Below are 19,084 nucleotides of genomic sequence, written 5' to 3'. Positions count from 1 at the left end.
GGACTCACTATGAAATTTGGAAACTTTTTGCTTACATACCAACCCCCCCAATTTTCTCAAACAGAAGTAATGAAACGTTTGGTTAAATTAGGTCGTATTTCTGAGGAGTGTGGTTTTGATACTGTATGGTTACTGGAGCACCATTTCACGGAGTTTGGTTTGCTTGGTAACCCTTATGTCGCTGCTGCGTATTTACTTGGTGCAACCAAAAAATTGAATGTAGGGACTGCGGCTATTGTTCTTCCCACAGCTCATCCAGTGCGCCAACTTGAAGATGTGAATTTATTGGATCAAATGTCAAAAGGACGATTTCGGTTTGGTATTTGTCGGGGGCTTTATAACAAAGACTTTCGCGTATTTGGCACAGATATGAATAACAGTCGCGCTTTAGCGGAATGCTGGTACGGGTTGATAAAAAATGGAATGACAGAGGGATATATGGAAGCTGATAATGAACATATCAAGTTCCATAAGGTAAAAGTAAACCCGACAGCATATAGTAAAGGTGGAGCACCTGTTTATGTGGTTGCTGAATCAGCCTCGACTACTGAATGGGCCGCTCAATTTGGTTTACCGATGATATTAAGTTGGATTATAAATACTAACGAAAAGAAAGCACAACTTGAGCTCTATAACGAGGTGGCTCAAGAATATGGGCACGATATTCATAATATCGACCATTGCTTATCATATATAACATCTGTAGATCATGACTCAAATAAAGCGAAAGAGATTTGTCGGAATTTTCTAGGGTATTGGTATGACTCTTATGTGAATGCCACGACTATTTTTGATGATTCAGACAAAACAAGAGGTTATGATTTCAATAAAGGGCAGTGGCGTGACTTTGTATTAAAAGGACATAAAGATACTAATCGCCGCATTGATTACAGTTATGAAATCAATCCCGTGGGAACCCCGCAGGAATGCATTGACATAATTCAAAAAGACATTGATGCCACAGGAATATCAAATATCTGTTGTGGGTTTGAAGCTAATGGAACAGTAGACGAAATTATTGCCTCCATGAAGCTCTTCCAGTCTGATGTCATGCCGTTTCTTAAAGAAAAACAACGATCGCTATTATATTAGCTAAGGAAAAAGAAATGAAATTTGGATTGTTCTTCCTTAACTTCATCAATTCAACAACTGCTCAAGAACAAAGTATAGTTCGCATGCAGGAAATAACGGAGCATGTTGACACGTTGAATTTTGAACAGATTTTGGTGTATGAAAATCATTTTTCAGGTAATGGTATTGTCGGTGCTCCTCTGACTGTTTCTGGTTTTTTGCTCGGTTTAACAGAAAAAATTAAAATTGGCTCATTGAATCACATCATTACAACTCATCATCCTGTCCGAATAGCGGAGGAGGCTTGTTTATTGGATCAATTGAGCGAAGGGAGATTTATTTTAGGGTTTAGTGATTGTGAAAAAAAAGATGAAATGCGTCTTTTTAATCGCCCTGTTGAATATCAACAGCAACTGTTTGAAGAGTGTTATGAAATCATTAATGATGCTTTAACAACAGGTTATTGTAATCCCGATAACGATTTTTATAGTTTCCCTAAAATATCTGTAAACCCCCATGCTTATACCCAAGGCGGGCCTCGGAGATATGTCACAGCAACCAGTCATCATATTGTTGAGTGGGCTGCTAAAAAAGGCATTCCTCTCATCTTTAAGTGGGATGACTCCAATGATGTTAGATATGAATATGCTGAGAGGTATAAAGCCGTTGCTGATAAATATGGCATTGACTTATCAGTGATAGATCATCAGTTAATGGTATTGGTTAACTATAACGAAGATAGTAAGAAAGCTAAACAAGAGACACGGGAATTTATCCGTGATTATGTTCTTGAAATGTATCCTAATGAAAATCTCGAAAATAAACTTGAAGAGATAATCACAGAAAACGCTGTCGGAGATTATACGGAATGTATAGCTGCGGCTAAGCTGGCAATTGAAAAGTGTGGTGCAAAAGGTGTATTGCTATCCTTTGAACCAATGAATGACTTGATGCGCCAAAAAAACGTAATCAATATTGTTAATGATAATATTAAAAAGTACCACATGTAGTAAAAGAGTATGGCAGTGTATGTTGCCATACTCTCTAAATTATCGGGAGGGGTAAAACAGGTATGACTTCATATATTGATAAACAAGAAATCACAGCAAGCTCAGAAATTGATGATTTGATTTTTTCGAGTGATCCATTAGTCTGGTCTTACGATGAGCAGGAAAAAATCAGAAACAAACTTGTGCTTGATGCATTTCGTAATCACTATAAACATTGTCAAGAATACCGTCACTACTGTCAGGCACACAAAGTAGATGATAATATTACGGAAATTGATGACATACCTGTATTCCCAACATCAGTTTTTAAGTTTACTCGCTTATTAACTTCTCAGGAGAACGAGATTGAAAGTTGGTTTACCAGTAGTGGCACGAGTGGTTTAAAAAGTCAGGTGGCGCGTGACAGACTAAGTATTGAGAGACTCTTAGGCTCTGTGAGTTATGGCATGAAATATGTTGGTAGTTGGTTTGATCATCAAATGGAGTTGGTCAACTTGGGGCCAGATAGATTTAATGCTCATAACATTTGGTTTAAATATGTTATGAGCTTGGTAGAATTATTATATCCCACGACATTTACCGTAACAGAAGAGCGAATAGATTTTGTTAAGACATTGAATAGTCTTGAACGAATAAAAAATCAAGGGAAAGATATTTGTCTTATCGGTTCACCATACTTTATTTATTTGCTCTGCCAGTATATGAAAGATAAAAATATCTCATTTTCTGGGGATAAAAGTCTGTATATCATAACGGGGGGCGGCTGGAAAAGTTACGAAAAAGAATCCCTGAAACGCAACGACTTTAATCATCTTTTATTCGACACTTTCAATCTCAGTGATATTAGTCAGATTCGCGATATATTTAATCAAGTTGAACTCAACACGTGTTTCTTTGAAGATGAGATGCAACGTAAACGTGTTCCGCCGTGGGTATATGCGCGAGCGCTTGATCCTGAAACATTGAAACCTGTACCTGATGGAACGCCGGGTTTGATGAGTTATATGGATGCGTCATCAACGAGTTACCCAGCATTTATTGTTACCGATGATGTCGGGATAATTAGCAGAGAATATGGTAAGTATCCCGGCGTGCTCGTTGAAATTTTACGTCGTGTCAATACGAGGGCACAGAAAGGGTGTGCTTTAAGCTTAACCGAAGCATTTGATAGTTAATGTCCTTTGCCCAATGCTTTCGAGGTAAATATATTGCTGTTTTGTCGAACCCTGTTCTAGGGTTCTCGACTTTCCCGGCGTTGGGGGTATATACAAGTAAAAAGGCCGGATATTTATGAGCTAACCCCAAACACTGGATAAAAATGACAGCACGGTAGCCGACCCTTATCAAAATATGTTGAAAGTATGGGTTTTGAAAAATATTTTGACGAATATTGGCATGATGAATATTGGTGTAAAGATAATGTCCTCATAAATATAAAACAAAATGTTACGAAGCGTACCATTTTGTTTTTAGTTGAGAAGAATTAAATTACAGTCTCAATCCCCGTACCTATTTTGAACTGAACTTATGGGTATTCACCCTATTAATGCTTTAGCTTTTGCTCTGACCTCGGCTAAAACATCATCAGAAACTTTACCTTTCTTTATGGCGTTACGTTTCCTCCAGTCAAGGCTTTTTACTTGATCGGAAAGCACAACACTGTCGGGGTTTCTACTAATTACAACCTCAAAGGGATAATCTTTAATTTTTGTTGTCATAGGGCAACATAGCATCAGCCCTATTCGACCGTTATAAGCCGCAGGACTTAGTACAAGAGCGGGGCGATGTCCGGCATGTTCACGCCCCGTTTGCGGGTCAAAATCAAGCCAAATAATATCTCCCATATCAGGAATATAGCGATTAATCACTTATAATATTTCCTTTCCTACGGGTGCGCCGAAATCTACCTCAGTATGAATATTTTCATCTTTTACGCCAGCCAATAACGCATCAAGGTTATATTCTTTTGCTTTGACAGGAACAATAACTACTTTTCCATCTTCTACAGAAATATTAACGGTATCATCAACACTTAAAGACGCCATTTTCATAACAGCTATGGGCAGCCTTACTGATGGGCTATTTCCCCATTTTTTAATAGTCACTTGAGGCATGATTTATTCTCTCCATAAGTATGTATCTTCAATGTATATAATGTACATTTCTGGATAAAAAATCAACATTGTTGATACAATATGTAAGATGAATGATAGTGATTCAGGGTAATAATGTGGTTAGCGTGTGTTTTCATAAGGTTGGGCTTCAGTCGAAAAATCCCTATAACAGTTAGATTTAGAGAGTTAATTCATCCAGCCCAATGATAGTGAACAGCGGCTAATTTGAGTTCCAACAAATATCCTATAAAAAACTGCACTCCTATGTATGACTTGGTGTCTAACTCAAGGGTATATACAAGAAAAAAGCCCAGGTGGTAAACCTGAGCTTCTCTTCAATTCTGGCGGTGAGGGAGGGATGGATTCGCTGCGCTCACCCTACGGGCCGCCGTTGGCGGTCCAAAACGGCAAGCCGTTTTGTCGAACCCTGGTCGAGGGTTCTCGACCCTCCCTGCATCAGGGGTATATGTAAGCAAAAAAAACCAGGTATTTAACCTGAGCTTTCTTTCAATTCTGGCGGTGAGGGAGGGATTCGAACCCTCGATACGTTTTCACGTATACACACTTTCCAGGCGTGCTCCTTCAGCCTCTCGGACACCTCACCATTTTTTTCATTCCAGCAACTTTGTCTAACATTGTCGCTGCAACGGGGCGCTACTATAGGGAAAAGCGTTACAAGCGTCAACACTCTTCTGATATTTTTCTTTGGTTTTTTGATTGGTTAGCTAAATAAGAGTCAATTCGGTGAATTGATATCCACCTGATGCCGCTGAAATAGAAAATGTACAAGTCCTTTGATAAGAAAAAAATGAATTCGTTAACTACTTAACATTCTCAAAATTTTCGTAACGATGATTAACAAAGGGACTTGCAACCTACACTCAATCAGATAACCCTTGTGAAAAAATAAGATGAGGATAACTAATCGTGGATATTATCTTTTACCACCCCTTTTTTGATGCTGCTCAATGGATTCAAGGCATGCAGCAACGATTGCCCAATGTCAATATCCGCCAATGGAAACGCGGCGATAATAAGCATGCGGATTATGCAATGGTTTGGGCTCCCCCCTATGAGATGTTGGAAAATCGCTCTGGATTGAAGGGGATTTTTATTTTAGGAGCAGGAGTAGAGGCGATTTTAAAGCAGGAACAGCAAAAACCAGGGATGTTACCCGCCGGTGTGCCACTGATGCGGCTTGAAGATGCAGGCATGGGGCTGCAAATGCAGGAGTATGCGGTAGCAACGGTTTTACATTATTTGCGACGCATGGATGAGTATAAGCTGCAACAAGGGCAGAGGATGTGGAAACAACTCGAACCTCATGATCGTAAGGATTTTGTTGTGGGTGTGTTGGGCGCCGGTGTTCTGGGCAGCCGTGTTGCACAGGCGTTAGTTGAATGGGGCTTTATTGTGCGTTGTTGGAGCCGTACTCCAAAACAGGTTAATAACGTAGTTAGCTTTCACGGTGAAGATCAATTGGGCGATTTTCTCTCCGGTAGCAAGGTGCTTATCAATTTGCTGCCCGATACACCAAAAACCCGTGCTATTCTGAATTTATCGCTGTTTAGCCAGCTAAAACCAAAGTCATATCTGATTAATATCGCACGAGGTGCCCATTTAGTAGAATATGATCTGTTGGTGGCGATTGATAAAGGTTATATCGCCGGGGCTTCATTGGATGTGTTTGTTGAGGAACCGCTACCAGAGATGCACCCATTCTGGACTCACCCCCGTATAACGGTGACGCCACATATTGCGGCTATTACTATTCCCGATATTGCTATGGATACGATTAGTGAAAATATTCGACGAATTGAACAAGGGGAATTATCAACCGGCGTTGTGGATATAAAACTAGGGTATTAATAACGTCTCTTTACAATAGGGGCGGCTATTGGAGACAATAACGGCAAAATTGCTATTTATTTGGAAACTGAGATGAATGAATTTTCAATAGTCTGCCGTATTTTAGGGACTTTATTTAATCGTCAACCGCAAGACCCGATTCTGAAACCACTTCTGACGATGATTGTCGAAGGTAAATTGAAGCAATCATGGCCATTGGAGCAAGATGCATTGTTGGATCGCTTGCAACAAAGCTGCGATCTATCCGCAATGCAAGCTGATTATGTGGCACTGTTTTATGGCGATAATGCTAGCGTACCAGGCCGCCGTTCTGACTATACCGGGGAGAATGAAAACGATATTCGTCAATTTTTGACTGAACGAGGAATGCCATTGTCCGATGGGCCAGTCGATCAGTTTGGTTCTCTGTTATTAGGGGCTTCATGGCTGGAAGATCAGGCAGCAGAAGATGAGGTTCAGGGGCAAATTGTGCTGTTTGATGAATATTTGCTGCCATGGTGTGGGCAATTTCTGGGGAAAGTGGAAGCCCATGCAATAACCGGTTTCTACCGGACATTAGCAATGATTACCCGTGAAGCGTTACAGGCGTTAAGAGAAGAACTGGATTCTTAATTTTTAAATGATAAAAAGGCAAATAATGTCGAATTATTTGCCTTTTTACTATATTTTGATGAAAATTATTTATCGGTCAGCATAATAACTAATTTGCCAGGTTTCACTTCTAACCTTTTTGCTAATGTTTTAGCTGCGGCTTCAGCTTTACTATGATCTGCTTTTATTACATAAATAGGATGAATATCAAAGAAAGCACTGAGTGATTTATTCAGATAAGGAAGTAATGCGTTAATCGGTTTTTCCATTTTTTCCGGTGTGATTTGGTAATCAACGACTTCTAATTCTTTCAGAAAAATAGCCTCTTTTTCCTGCTCAAAAACAGGTTGTGCTTTCAGGGTGAGTTTCATATCGGCTTTAGCTGGGCCAAGCAAGGATGTAATATTTACGTTTGCACGGCCAGTTAACGCTATTTTGTTTGGTTCTGTTCGACCAATTTGGCTGGATAGTTCTGTCAATTCAATATCCGCATTGGCAATACCATGTAATTCGATCTGTTTCTGGTAATGGACGTGTTTTGCTAGATAACCATTAATTAACTCTTCGCTGATACTGACATCTTTGAACTGATCACAACCACTGATTAACCCCGCTAGCAGCAAGACTGCCCCCAAGAAAAATTTTCTCATATCGACTCCTTTATTTTGGAGGGCAGATTTTACCTCATTAATTGCCACTCAGCATGGCAGATTCAATTTTACGTTGGTTAAATTGACGGTGCAGGGCATACAGCGTTATCAAGCCAATAATCCCAAGCAGAAACCAAGGCAATTGCGGAATGTTCAGCGCATGGCCGGTATCATATAACCAACCACCGCCGGTATAACCCAAGGCACCACCCAATGCCAGACCAAGACGGCTGAATCCCATATAACTACCACGCGCGCGTGGATCAGCTAGTGAAGCACTTAATGTCTCACGGGCAGGTTCAGCGGTGATGGTGCCGAGATAGAACAGGCAAATAAGGCCAAACAAGGTATTTATTTCACCAATCAAACCGACAGGGAACATACTCAGGCTCATCAGGAAAAGCCCGGCCATTAGACGCTGTTCTAGCCGGAATCGTTTTTCGCTCCAACGGGCGATCGGATACAGCAAAGTGAGCGATAGGGTTGCTTCAATTGCGTACATCCATTTTACCGCAGCGGGTGTTCCGGCGATTTCGTTGACGATAATCGGGAACATTAACATCACCTGGACAGACAGCATAAAGTAGCCGGTCAACGTCAACACATAGGTGAAGAAGCGACGATCTTTAATAACGCGCTCCATCCCTTCCCAGATGGGAGTGCGGGTAGTAGAAATCCGGTAGGCAGGGAGAAATAATGCATTCCAGATGGCTGCCAGAACGAAAACACCGGCACCTGTCCAGCAGACAAGTTGGAAATCGTATTGCAGCAGCCAGCTACCAATCAGTGCGCCAATAACCGCGCCGGCGCTATCCTGCATTAACAGCAGCGAGAAGAAACGGCCACGCTCGTGTGGTCGGGTTAGTTTGATGACCAGTGCGGTCCGGGGAGGATCAAATAAGGTCCCCCCCAGTGCGGATAATATGCAGGCAAGCCACAGTATCCACGGTTCGGTGGCTAAAGCGATTAAAGCAAAACCAAGAGCGCGTAACAGCATGCCGGTGACGATCATCGGCTTCGCGCCAAAACGGTCTGCAATTGCGCCACCAAAAATGCCTAAACCTTGTTGTACAAACTGACGTAAACCAAGCGCAAAACCGACAACCAGCGCCGCCCAACCCAGTTGCTCAACGAAATGTATTGATATTAAAGGAAAAACGACGAAGAAACCCAGAACGACCAGCATGTTATCGAATAACAGGAAGTACTTACCCAGGCTACGTGCTTGTGAAACCAGTGACATTGCTCACCATTGGAGTAGTAAGAAGAGAGGAAATATAGTTCTTTATATATTCTGTACTTAATTCGGACATTAGGATAGTGAATCATGGATAATATTTTTTTGTCGTAAGGTAATGACTGGAAGCTGTTTTTTACAGATAAATGGTTTAAATTTTTAACGGATAAATTAACATAGCTAGGGAGAAATAATGTTTGGTTATCGTTCCACTTTACCGAAAGTTCGTCTGATCACGGAACGAATGGTGGTGCGTTTAGTGTACGAGCGGGATACTTATCGTTTGGCTGAGTACTATTCAGAAAATTACGAGTTTCTTAAACCTTGGGAGCCGACCAGAGATAGCAGTCATTGTCAGCCTTCCGGTTGGATAAATCGATTGAATTTAATCATAGAAATGCAAAGACAGGGGGTGGCTTTTCATTTTCTGCTGCTTGATTCAAATGAGAGTGAAGTTATTGGTGTTGCCAATTTCAGTAATATTCTGCGTGGTGCTTTTCATGCCTGTTATTTGGGATATTCGCTTGGTGAAAAGTGGCAGGGAAAAGGGTTGATGTATGAAGCTTTACAACCCGCTATCCGTTATATGCAACGTCAACAGGGGATGCATCGGATTATGGCTAATTATATGCCGGATAATCATCGTAGTGGGAAGTTATTGGAACGATTGGGTTTTGAGCGTGAAGGCTATGCCAAGAAATACCTGATGATCAATGGAGTTTGGCAGGATCACGTATTAACCGCATTGACAGATGAAAAATGGAGTGGAAAAAGTTGATTGTTGAGCTGTATTACCACCTAATGAGAGTAAAACAAGTTGGTAATGATGAATTAAATTACTGTTGAAAATCTGCCAAGCCTATACCTTATTTTGACCCTTTTTTTGTGCTCAATTTTAATTTATTGATTTTAAAGGAAATATTGGTTCTCTTGAAAAAAGGGTTTTTTCATTGTTTTATTAATATATGCTTTAACTGTCAGTAGCTTAAAGTTAATATGTAACAGTTCACTGCCGTACAGGCAGCTTAGAAATTGATAGTTCGTTGCCAACTTGAACCACGACGGTACACTGCCGCACAGGCAGTTTAGAAATGAGTAAGCTTCAATGAGTTGACTTATTTGACGCACTGACTTCGGTTGTTGCGCTTTTTAAAGTGGTTTTTGTAATAAGGCTAGTTGCAAGGTGCCATCATCTAGGCCAAATACAATGTTGCACTGGCGGCTTATAAAGGTTAATGATTTCTAGTGCATAAGCATGAATTTATGTATACTCGCCGCTTTTGTTAACAAAGTGAATAATTAACCATGAATAATATTGCTGCCTTGTCCTTGGCTGCTGTAATGTTTACTAGCGGTTGCGCTACGATTGTGGGTGATAAAACTCAGCATGTTCAGGTTGATAGTAATCCATCAGGGTCCACATTCTCTATCAAAGATGAATTAGGTAGGGTTGTTGCTCAAGGGAAAACGCCTCAGGATGTGATTTTAGAAAAGTCAGATGGAAGTTATTTTGGTAAAAAAGACTATCTGGTTACTTTTACTAAAGAGAATTCTGAGTCTGTAACGTTACCAATTAAGGCGAGCGCCAATGGTTGGTACATTGGGGGTAATTTTATATTTGGTAGTTTAATTGGTTGGCTCTTAGTTGATCCATTTAATGGCGGGATGTATACGCTGCATCCAAAAGTAGTAAATGCTCAGTTACCTCAGAAACCAGTGAGTACTGAATTGCCTCAGAAACCAGTGAATGCTGGGTCATCGCAGAATCAAGTAACAAATACAATTATTTTGATGTTAGACCCTAATAAGGCGGTAGACCCTAATAAGATATTAGACTCTAATAAACAGGTAACACCGTTAGGTTAAGTCAAAATACCCAGTTGGACAATCTGGTAGGTATATACCCGTTATCTTTCAAGTTGCCTCTTTGTTGGCGGCACTCACTCACCCCGGTCACATCGTTACCTATGCTCCCGGGGATTCACTCCCTTGCCGTCGCGATGCATCTTGAAATCCATTGGGTATAGGTAGTTTAGCAAGCTGGATTAAGATGGTGTAATTTGGTTTTTTTTGTACTAGCATACAGGTGGTTTAAAAAGTATAGACAGCTTACAAGTATCTCAGTCGTGTATAATTCATTTTCCATTTTTGCACTGTCGTACAGGCAGTTCGGAAATCAACTAACATGATTTTGAGATAAATACGATGAATTTATTGAAATCGCTGGCTGCGGTTAGCTCTATGACCATGTTCTCTCGGGTTTTGGGCTTTATCCGGGATGCCATTATTGCCCGCATATTTGGGGCCGGTGTTGCAGCGGACGCTTTTTTTGTTGCGTTTAAACTGCCTAATTTACTGCGTCGTATTTTTGCCGAAGGCGCTTTTTCTCAGGCATTTGTGCCTATTTTGGCAGAATATAAGAACCAGCAAGGTGATGAAGAGACTCGGACGTTTATTGCTTATGTTTCCGGGATGTTGACGTTAATTCTGGCAATTGTTACTGTGCTGGGGATTTTAAGCGCACCTTGGGTGATCTATGTTACTGCACCAGGTTTTACCGATACCGCTGATAAATTTACGCTGACAACAAATCTGTTAAGAATTACTTTCCCCTATATTTTTCTGATATCACTGGCCTCGTTGGTAGGCGCGATATTAAATACCTGGAATCGATTTTCTGTTCCTGCCTTCGCTCCGACGTTACTTAATATCAGCATGATTGTGTTTGCGTTATTTGTTGCCCCTTATTGTAATCCGCCGGTGATGGCGTTGGGTTGGGCGGTGGTTGTAGGAGGAATTTTACAGCTCTTATATCAGCTTCCTCATTTAAAAAAGATTGGCATGCTGGTGTTACCGCGTATTTCTTTCCGTGACAGCGGCGTATGGCGGGTGATGCGGCAGATGGGACCAGCACTTCTTGGGGTGTCAGTCGGCCAGATTTCATTAATTATTAATACGATTTTCGCTTCATTTCTGGTGTCCGGTTCTGTCTCCTGGATGTATTACGCTGACCGTTTAATGGAATTACCTTCTGGTGTATTAGGTGTTGCGCTTGGGACTATTCTTTTGCCTTCACTGGCGAAAAGTTTTTCCAGCGGAAATCATGAGGAGTACACCAAATTAATGGATTGGGGACTGAGGCTCTGTTTTTTGTTAGCACTGCCTTGTGCTGTTGCTTTAGGTATGCTGGCAGAACCTTTAATAGTTTCTCTGTTTCAATACGGTAATTTTACGGCATTTGATGCAGTAATGACCCAAAAAGCGTTAATTGCTTACTGTTTTGGATTGATGGGGCTAATTATTGTCAAGGTGCTGGTACCGGGTTTTTATTCTCGTCGAGATATTAAAACCCCGGTAAAAATTGCGATTGTCACTTTGATTCTGACTCAGCTAATGAACCTTGCTTTTGTTGGCCCATTAAAACACGCCGGGTTGGCCCTTTCTATCGGTTTGGCATCTTGTTTCAATGCTGGCATGCTTTACTGGCAATTACGTAAGAAAAATATTTTTAAGCCGTTAGCAGGTTGGGGTATGTTCTTATTTAAGCTGGTAGTGGCAATTGCAGTAATGATTGCAATATTGGCTGTTACTTTGTGGTTGATGCCAGCATGGGAGCAGGGGAATATGGCTATGCGCCTGTTGCGATTGATGGTGGTGGTTATCGCCGGGGCCAGCAGCTATTTTGCTGCGTTAGCGCTGATGGGTTTTCGGCTAAAAGATTTTGCCCACCGCGGTTTTCAATAAATTGAGATATCCCGGTAGTTATTGCTAGCTTAGGCTGAGCTTGAGTTTTCTGAGGTTACCGGGATATCAGCTAATGAGTGTTATATTGGTGAGATAATATAGGCGTATTTTAGGGAAAACATTGAATGGCAGATAGGGATTATTTTATTTGTTTGCTCAAATAATACATTTATTAATGATTTTTATAAAATTTACTTACCCAATGGATTTCAAGATGCATCGCGACGGCAAGGGAGTGAATCCTTGGGAGCATAGCTAACTATGTGATCGGGGTGAGCGAGTGCAGCCAACAAAGGGCAACTTGAAAGATAACGGGTATATATCTATTGGTTATTTATATCTGTCAGGTAAGTTATTTTGCTATATTTATATTTCTCTGTGTTGAAATTATTGACATGCTCAATTGTTCAATTTGATTTTTTTATCCGATTTATGAATGAAAAGTAATATATTTAATTGTTATAAGTTTTTATAAATCAGTGGTAACTAGACTATTATAGTCACTCGATTGAATAGTATTTTATTGAAAAATTAATTATGTGTGTCAGGTCGTATTTCTTCTATAAATATTATAAGGAATGCTGTTCTGGAACATAGTTATCATATAGACTATATTCGTTATGTGATATTAATTAGATATTTGTAATACTAGTAAACTATTTCTAAGGAATATATGGAACTATGTGTTATAAATTTTTCTCATCATCAATAATCTCAAATATCTCTTTACTGCTTGGAGATGTCGAAGTTGATAGACCTGTTATTGGCTTTGCTGATAAGACAGTTAATTTTAGTGTTGCTGGCGGGGTTATTCAGCAGATTGTTATCTCTAATTCTTTAGAAACTGAATTGTATGTTTCTTTATCTATCATATTGATATTTATGTTATTATTAATCAATGTTCCTATGGGTGAAAATAGGAAATTATGAGATAGATGATGTTAAAATTTCTGGGTAACATAGGAGGAAAATGGGTAGATAACGTCACCTAATGAAATAGGTTGCTAACCACTCTCAACTTGTCAATTTTTTCTCTGTAGATTGTTTTATCAGGGGTAATCAGTCTTAGTCTTTTTAATTATGGAAATTAACGGAGCCGTTGGTATGAATTATGAATAGTATTCTCTATTAAGTTGGGGTGAATATCTTACCTTATATAACATCGAGAGCTTATTCCAGTAGGCGTTATTGATGTGTAGACCATTATTGTCAAAATAATGGGCATGAATAGTGTTCAGATACTGGAATGTACATTGAGGAGCAGCTTTATCCTAAAATAAGGAACGACACATGAGTTCAGAACTGATTGGCAATGTATTGTCAAAAGGGGGATTATTGTCCTCTTATACCGCTAAATGGGAACAACGGGCTTCAATAAGAACCCGGCCAGAGAAGTATATTGACTTTGATATACCCGGTTTTTTCTTTCCTGAAGAAAAACAGCCTTTGTTACTTGATGAGAGTTTACAACATATTAGTTATGAAGTTAAAAATGAGATTTTGATACAAGCATTTTTTAAATATTTGAATGATATTATTAATCTTGAAATTAAACTCATTAATTCAGCCTGTAATAAAATCATCTATAATGATTTATCAGTGAAATATCATGAGCAGATGAAAATCAATGCTTATACGATTGTGATTGATGAATATTATCATGTTTATATTGCCAGAAATATGATGAACCAGTTGAAAGCTAAATTTCCTGATATAAAAGAGTTATCTTATCCTATATCAGATGCTTATGTTGCGGTTTCAGAGATAATGTCGCGTCTTTCTCCTCGTTACCATGATTTGTTTGAAATAATTGCAGTCTGTATTTTTGAAACAACGCTGGTGAAAGAGTTGGTGGAGTTTTTCAACAGTGAAAATGTTCATCCTTCAATAAAATATTATGTTAATGACCACATGAATGATGAATCCAGGCATTATCTATATTTCCATGAATTATTACAATATACCTGGCATCATATGAGTGATGATGAAACTTATGGAATTGGTCAGCATATTGCTGACTTCGTTAAACTTTATCTTAATATTGAATCAGAGAAACAGTTTAATACCGAACTCCTAAGCAGTATTACGAATGATCGGGCTTATAGTGAGAAGTCAGTACAGCGAATATATCAGGGATTTGAGGTAACGCCCGATGTCCCTATTGTAAAAAATGTTTTATTGGCATTAAAGAGAGCGGGGGTGCTTGAACATCAAGCGGTTCGGCGTGGTTTTGAAAATATCGGATGGGTTATTTCATGAGAGGAGCCGAGGAAATGAGTAATGTAATGTCTCATCAAACCGTATCAATGGCAGAACTCAAGAGTGTGGTAAAAGAAATTAAAACCCGTTTGATTAATCGTCAAAGCTTAATTTTGATACAGGAAGTTAATTATAACGAAAATGGGGGGTACCTGTTCTGGTTGCCGTTAAGCCTCATCATGTCAGCTCGGTGAGGGAGTGATACGTTATGAGAATACTTAACATACTCACTGGCGCTCATTTGGATCAGCTAAGCTCTCATGTTGTCCGTTATCTATTGGACGCGGGACACTTTGTTTATGTAGTAGCCGATGATGTAGAGCAGCAAGCAGCCTGGCAAGCCGCATTTAAGCATAATTTCATGCTGATTTCACATGAGCATATTGCAGATTATGCTATTGATTGCGAGTTTTGTTACGGCATGATGCCCGCGATTTCTGCGGCGACTGCGATTAAGTTAGTGGCTTTTAACCAAGAAGAGGCCGCTTTATTTCAGGTTGTGGGTGAGCATGGTGGAAGCTGGCAGATATTGGCAGAAAAAAAATTGGCTTGGGAAGCGCATCGATCAGTACAGGCTCATGAATTGTTGGCGGAACTTTTTATTGACGGTTTGATTACTTTTTGCCGTTACGATTTGGAGCATACACCCCAGTGGTATCCCAGTAAAAATGATATATCGCTATGGTATCAGGCGCAGGAACAGATGCGTAACCGGCAATGGGTGTTTGCCGAGCAGAGCCAACATTACACCTGTTTTGTTCTGCAAGATGAAATTAACCTTGAGCAAAGTGAAAGAGAAATTGTCACATTGCCGGTTACGGGGATTTTCCAACAGGAAGATGTTGCGTTATTGGCGTTGTTGCTACAGTTCTTATTTAATGCCCGCCGCTCTGCACTTTACAGTTTCGATTGGAATCATGATCAGCGTTGGTTGAATCACTATCAGTTACTAACAGGTGTTGAGAAATATGTCGGTTTGCGAAATGAGATAGATTGCCTTTGGTCCGGTGAATTGGATAACCCCTTTTATGATCCTTTAAGCGTTTCATCTGCACTGCCTGTACCGGGTGTCGCGGTGTTTGTGGATTGCCAGCCGAATTGGGACCAAGAGAATCTTAATCTGAGTCTGAATTGGCACAGTGTTAGCCAAAGCTTGACGCTGAACTTCCGTCAGGGGATACCTTTTTTCAGTGCGGTTGCCGATTATATTGCCGAATTTATGCGTCGCTTGCCTGATTTTAAGCAGGGAAAAGTCAGTTTTATGGCATTGGCGCAGTTACCGGAAAACTTGTTGCAACGTTATTATTATCAGAATAATCAAACACAATGCGATTATCCGCACACCACCATCCCCGCGCTGTTTGAACAGCAAGTCAATTTGGCGCCAGACCATCCGGCGGTATTGACTGAACAAGTTGCGATGAGTTACGGCGAACTGAATCAGCGAGCCAATCAGCTTGCGAGCTATATGATGCGGCACTATTGTCTGGAAATTGGTGATCGGGTGGCGATCATGATGTCCCGTGAAGCCGATTTGTTCGTCGCATTGTTGGCGATACTTAAATTGGGATGCGCTTACGTTCCCATTGATACCCAGTCACCGGCGATCAGAACTTATTCGATTCTTGAAGACGCCCAACCGGTGTTGCTACTCACTTCGCAGCCTGTTCCTACAGGTTTTTTACCTCAGGGCGTGCAGCATTTATATCTCAATAGTCAGGCGGGCAGTGATATTTTCTCTGATGAACCGACCAGCAACCCTGAATTAACAGTGCAACCTCATGATTTAGCCTATGTTACCTATACTTCCGGTACAACGGGTAAGCCGAAAGGTGTCGCCATCGAACACGGCAATCTTCTGAATGTGTTTAATGATGTGCAGCGGCGTATTGCATTGACAGCTCAGGATCGCTTTTTGGCTATCACGACGTTGGCGTTTGATATATGCAAATTGGAAATTTTTATGCCGCTAATGTTTGGCGCCACCGTGGTATTAGCGGATCAACGTCAATTACTCGAAACGAATAGGCTAAAACATTATCTGGAAACGTACCGTGTCAGCTTGATGCAAGGAACTCCTTCATTCTGGCAACAGATTATTTTACAGATGGATGGGCAATTTCTGCCAGTTCGGGCGATATGTGGCGGGGAAGCGGTCTCCAATGATTTGGCACGGCGGTTAGCGAAGATGACCATTCAGACATGGAATATGTATGGCCCGACGGAAACGTGTGTCTGGTCAACGGGTTGCTTATTGAATGTTGAACAGTCACAGGTGCTAATCGGTAAACCGATAGCTAATACCCAGTGTTATGTTTTAGATGAGTCAGGTCGTCCGGTTCCTCCTGGTGTGATTGGTGAGCTGCATATTTCAGGGGCCGGTGTGGCACGTGGGTATTTTGGTAATCCACAGTTGACCCGTAGTCAATTTATACCTAATCCATTCTATTGCACAGGGAAAAACTGGCCTGGGCCAATTATGTATAAAACCGGTGATCGGGTTCGTTATTTACCTTGCGGTAATCTGGAATATATCAGTCGGGTTGACAATCAGATTAAATTGCGTGGGCACCGGATTGAATTGGGGGAAATAGAGTCGGTATTACAGCAATATCCGGGTATCCAGCGTGCGGTGGTGGCTTTACAGCAATCCGTTACTCCGGGCGGGGAACCTTTCCTTGCTGCTTATTATCAGGCTAATGCGCCTTTGGATCGCCAACTGCTGACAGATTTTTTCGCGCCGTTACTGCCTGATTATATGTTGCCCAGTACCTATATGTTCCTGGCAAATATTCCGTTAAATGCCAACGGCAAGGTGGATCGCAAAGCGCTGCCAGCTATTCAGTTACATGAGCAGCAACACTATGTTGCGCCTTACACGGAGTGCCAGCGGATATTGTGTCGGATCTTTAGTCAGGTATTAGGGGATGGGCAAACCCAAATTGGCATTACTGACGACTTTTTTAGTTTGGGAGGAAGTAGCTTATCAGCGATTCATCTGGTTAATCAGATAAATAGTGAGTTGAATTGTAATCTGAAAATTAGAGATATTTTCCAGCAGAAAATGATCTCTCGCTTAGTTCCGTTAGTGGAGGTGGGCCGTGGCGAATTCATGTATCGGGATTACCTGATTAAACGTACTGATTTGGAACACCGTTATCATCCGTTCCCACTGAATAATGTTCAACAAACTTACTATTTGGGTCGCTTCAAGAGTTTTGAACTGAGTGAGGTATCAACCCATATCTACAGTGAATTTGTCTTTGGACAATTGGATCATCGGCATTTAGAACTGACATTCAACCAACTTATTTCACGTCATCCTTCGTTATGCACGATATTTGAAAATGGTGAACAGCGTTATTTAAACAGTGTGCCTTACTACAATATCTCATATCGGCAGATCACAACGGATACCGAATTTATGGCACTGCGCGAACAATTTTCACATAAAGTTTATGCGCCGGAACGTTATCCGTTATTCGACATTCTGTTAAGTGAGTACGCAGGCAAATACATTCTGCATATCAGCTTTGATGCGATCATCATTGATATGACCAGCTTTGAAATTCTGTTTTCAGAATGGATTCAGCTCTATCAACAGCCAGAATTGCCGTTACCGGTGCTGGATATTACTTATCGTGATTATCATTTGCAGTATGAGCGGGCACGGAACAGTGCGTTGTTCACGCAAGCTGAGAATTATTGGCGACAGAAAGCCAGCTCCATATCACTTGAGATGAATCTGCCTTTGGCAATACGTCCTGCTGTAATGGGTAAACCTCATTTCCAACGTATCAGTGGCGTTATTCCACAATCGATATGGCAGAAATTATTGGATAAATGTCAACATTACAGTATTAGCCCAACGGCGTTGATTGTTGAACTTTATAGCCGAACCCTTTGCTATTGGGCCGGACAAGAGCAGATTTGCCTCAATTTGACACGGTTTAATCGCTTGCCACTTCATCCGCAGGTTAATCAGATTATTGGCGATTTTACCGTCTTAAGTCTCTTCGCTTACCAAAACCGTACGGATATTTCGATTTGTCAGCAACTTGAACAGGTTCATGGCGCACTGTTGCAGGATATTGAACATAATCTGTTTGATGGGGTTGATGTACAACGTATGTTGAAACAGCAGAGAGAGCTATCAGCCAATACCGTTATTGCTCCGGTTATGTTAACCAGTGTATTGGGGATGAATAGCAAAGCCAGCATGTTTGAGTTACCGTTGGATGAAAGCTATCAGGGGATGCAATATTCCATTTCCCAAACTTCACAGGTCTGGCTGAATCATAAGGCTTACGAAACTGATGAAGGATTTGTTGCTGAATGGGATTATGTCGAACAACTGTTTGCAGCCGATACCATCAAGGCCATGCATGACAGCTATTGTCAATTGATTCGATTAGTTGCTGAGCGTGATTGGCAACAGGTGGCTTTTCCTACTCCAGCTTTGCCAGTAGCACAATCAGTAGCACAATAATGATGCAATCCAACGTTGGAATGACACTCAGGTTGAATATCCACGTCAGA

The 19,084-nt window shown here is 40.9% G+C and carries 15 protein-coding genes, 1 tRNA gene, 1 other RNA gene and 1 pseudogene; 12 read left to right on the top strand and 6 right to left on the bottom strand.

Features of this window, described 5'->3' with window-relative positions; all coding sequences use genetic code 11:
* Window positions 1-9 precede the first annotated feature (9 nt).
* The 3 genes from luxA to luxE all read left to right on the top strand — a co-directional run bounded on the left by luxA (window position 10) and on the right by luxE (window position 3,256).
* Entirely contained in the window at window positions 10-1,092 is a 1,083-nt protein-coding gene (gene luxA / locus AACQ83_RS02210; protein WP_112876084.1) for a luciferase subunit alpha, read from the top strand.
* A 14-nt stretch (window positions 1,093-1,106) separates the two neighbouring features.
* A complete protein-coding gene (gene luxB, locus AACQ83_RS02205) occupies window positions 1,107-2,081 on the top strand; it encodes a luciferase subunit beta (RefSeq protein WP_112876083.1) in 975 nt (324 codons plus the stop codon).
* A gap of 62 nt (window positions 2,082-2,143) precedes the next feature.
* Window positions 2,144-3,256 (top strand): long-chain-fatty-acid--protein ligase LuxE, encoded by a 1,113-nt coding sequence (gene luxE / locus AACQ83_RS02200; RefSeq protein WP_112876082.1) that lies wholly within the window; start codon window positions 2,144-2,146, stop codon window positions 3,254-3,256.
* Window positions 3,257-3,616: 360 nt separating this feature from the next.
* On the opposite strand, the gene mazF is transcribed toward luxE, so the two are convergent.
* The 4 genes from mazF to AACQ83_RS02180 form a co-directional block, all read right to left on the bottom strand.
* Window positions 3,617-3,949: an endoribonuclease MazF gene (gene mazF / locus AACQ83_RS02195; RefSeq protein ID WP_205068643.1), complete on the bottom strand. Its 333-nt coding sequence runs from the start codon at window positions 3,947-3,949 to the stop codon at window positions 3,617-3,619.
* Window positions 3,950-4,195 carry an AbrB/MazE/SpoVT family DNA-binding domain-containing protein gene (locus AACQ83_RS02190; RefSeq protein ID WP_112876081.1) on the bottom strand — a complete coding sequence of 82 codons (246 nt, stop codon included), beginning with the start codon at window positions 4,193-4,195 and terminating at the stop codon, window positions 3,950-3,952.
* A gap of 342 nt (window positions 4,196-4,537) precedes the next feature.
* Window positions 4,538-4,661: non-coding RNA, RtT sRNA (locus AACQ83_RS02185), on the bottom strand.
* A 48-nt stretch (window positions 4,662-4,709) separates the two neighbouring features.
* Window positions 4,710-4,799 (bottom strand) — tRNA-Ser (locus AACQ83_RS02180).
* A 323-nt stretch (window positions 4,800-5,122) separates the two neighbouring features.
* On the opposite strand from AACQ83_RS02180, the gene ghrA reads away from it, so the two are divergent.
* The gene (gene ghrA, locus AACQ83_RS02175; protein WP_112876080.1) at window positions 5,123-6,064 is read left to right on the top strand and encodes a glyoxylate/hydroxypyruvate reductase GhrA; all 942 of its coding nucleotides are present in this window, start codon (window positions 5,123-5,125) and stop codon (window positions 6,062-6,064) included.
* 72 nt (window positions 6,065-6,136) lie between these two features.
* Window positions 6,137-6,676 carry a TorD/DmsD family molecular chaperone gene (locus AACQ83_RS02170; protein ID WP_112876079.1) on the top strand — a complete coding sequence of 180 codons (540 nt, stop codon included), beginning with the start codon at window positions 6,137-6,139 and terminating at the stop codon, window positions 6,674-6,676.
* A 65-nt stretch (window positions 6,677-6,741) separates the two neighbouring features.
* Here the strand turns inward: AACQ83_RS02170 and AACQ83_RS02165 are convergent, their stop codons facing one another.
* Both AACQ83_RS02165 and mdtH read right to left on the bottom strand, forming a co-directional pair.
* Window positions 6,742-7,305, bottom strand: coding sequence for a lipoprotein (locus tag AACQ83_RS02165; RefSeq protein ID WP_112876078.1), 564 nt, complete (start codon window positions 7,303-7,305; stop codon window positions 6,742-6,744).
* A 37-nt stretch (window positions 7,306-7,342) separates the two neighbouring features.
* Window positions 7,343-8,548, bottom strand: coding sequence for a multidrug efflux MFS transporter MdtH (gene mdtH, locus AACQ83_RS02160; protein WP_112876077.1), 1,206 nt, complete (start codon window positions 8,546-8,548; stop codon window positions 7,343-7,345).
* Window positions 8,549-8,735: 187 nt separating this feature from the next.
* Here mdtH and rimJ point away from each other — a divergent pair, with 187 nt between their 5' ends.
* The 7 genes and pseudogenes from rimJ (at window position 8,736) to AACQ83_RS02125 (ending at window position 19,034) form a co-directional block, all read left to right on the top strand.
* Window positions 8,736-9,320 (top strand): ribosomal protein S5-alanine N-acetyltransferase, encoded by a 585-nt coding sequence (gene rimJ, locus AACQ83_RS02155; protein ID WP_112876076.1) that lies wholly within the window; start codon window positions 8,736-8,738, stop codon window positions 9,318-9,320.
* Window positions 9,321-9,847: 527 nt separating this feature from the next.
* A pseudogene (locus AACQ83_RS02150) lies at window positions 9,848-10,234 on the top strand (hypothetical protein); the annotation flags it as partial.
* A 513-nt stretch (window positions 10,235-10,747) separates the two neighbouring features.
* Window positions 10,748-12,286 (top strand): murein biosynthesis integral membrane protein MurJ, encoded by a 1,539-nt coding sequence (gene murJ / locus AACQ83_RS02145; protein ID WP_112876075.1) that lies wholly within the window; start codon window positions 10,748-10,750, stop codon window positions 12,284-12,286.
* A gap of 681 nt (window positions 12,287-12,967) precedes the next feature.
* Window positions 12,968-13,216 (top strand): hypothetical protein, encoded by a 249-nt coding sequence (locus AACQ83_RS02140; RefSeq protein WP_112876074.1) that lies wholly within the window; start codon window positions 12,968-12,970, stop codon window positions 13,214-13,216.
* Between the two features lie 360 nt (window positions 13,217-13,576).
* Window positions 13,577-14,545 (top strand): diiron oxygenase, encoded by a 969-nt coding sequence (locus tag AACQ83_RS02135; RefSeq protein ID WP_112876073.1) that lies wholly within the window; start codon window positions 13,577-13,579, stop codon window positions 14,543-14,545.
* A gap of 14 nt (window positions 14,546-14,559) precedes the next feature.
* Window positions 14,560-14,739 carry a hypothetical protein gene (locus AACQ83_RS02130; RefSeq protein ID WP_112876072.1) on the top strand — a complete coding sequence of 60 codons (180 nt, stop codon included), beginning with the start codon at window positions 14,560-14,562 and terminating at the stop codon, window positions 14,737-14,739.
* Window positions 14,740-14,753: 14 nt separating this feature from the next.
* The gene (locus tag AACQ83_RS02125) at window positions 14,754-19,034 is read left to right on the top strand and encodes a non-ribosomal peptide synthetase (RefSeq protein ID WP_112876071.1); all 4,281 of its coding nucleotides are present in this window, start codon (window positions 14,754-14,756) and stop codon (window positions 19,032-19,034) included.
* The last annotated feature ends 50 nt before the right edge of the window (window positions 19,035-19,084 follow it).

The sequence above is a fragment of the Photorhabdus sp. S10-54 genome (assembly GCF_963878145.1).
GTDB lineage: Bacteria > Pseudomonadota > Gammaproteobacteria > Enterobacterales > Enterobacteriaceae > Photorhabdus > Photorhabdus kayaii.
Note: the sequence above shows the minus strand (reverse complement) of the source record. Positions and strands in the feature narration are given on the sequence as shown.

Coding starts and splice junctions, on each gene's coding strand:
- AACQ83_RS02125 (WP_112876071.1), top strand. CDS start 14,754: ATGAGAATACTTAACATACTCACTGGCGCTCATTTGGATCAGCTAAGC.
- AACQ83_RS02165 (WP_112876078.1), bottom strand. CDS start 7,305: ATGAGAAAATTTTTCTTGGGGGCAGTCTTGCTGCTAGCGGGGTTAATC.
- AACQ83_RS02190 (WP_112876081.1), bottom strand. CDS start 4,195: ATGCCTCAAGTGACTATTAAAAAATGGGGAAATAGCCCATCAGTAAGG.
- mdtH (WP_112876077.1), bottom strand. CDS start 8,548: ATGTCACTGGTTTCACAAGCACGTAGCCTGGGTAAGTACTTCCTGTTA.
- AACQ83_RS02170 (WP_112876079.1), top strand. CDS start 6,137: ATGAATGAATTTTCAATAGTCTGCCGTATTTTAGGGACTTTATTTAAT.
- luxE (WP_112876082.1), top strand. CDS start 2,144: ATGACTTCATATATTGATAAACAAGAAATCACAGCAAGCTCAGAAATT.
- AACQ83_RS02135 (WP_112876073.1), top strand. CDS start 13,577: ATGAGTTCAGAACTGATTGGCAATGTATTGTCAAAAGGGGGATTATTG.
- AACQ83_RS02140 (WP_112876074.1), top strand. CDS start 12,968: ATGTGTTATAAATTTTTCTCATCATCAATAATCTCAAATATCTCTTTA.
- AACQ83_RS02130 (WP_112876072.1), top strand. CDS start 14,560: ATGAGTAATGTAATGTCTCATCAAACCGTATCAATGGCAGAACTCAAG.
- luxA (WP_112876084.1), top strand. CDS start 10: ATGAAATTTGGAAACTTTTTGCTTACATACCAACCCCCCCAATTTTCT.
- murJ (WP_112876075.1), top strand. CDS start 10,748: ATGAATTTATTGAAATCGCTGGCTGCGGTTAGCTCTATGACCATGTTC.
- luxB (WP_112876083.1), top strand. CDS start 1,107: ATGAAATTTGGATTGTTCTTCCTTAACTTCATCAATTCAACAACTGCT.
- rimJ (WP_112876076.1), top strand. CDS start 8,736: ATGTTTGGTTATCGTTCCACTTTACCGAAAGTTCGTCTGATCACGGAA.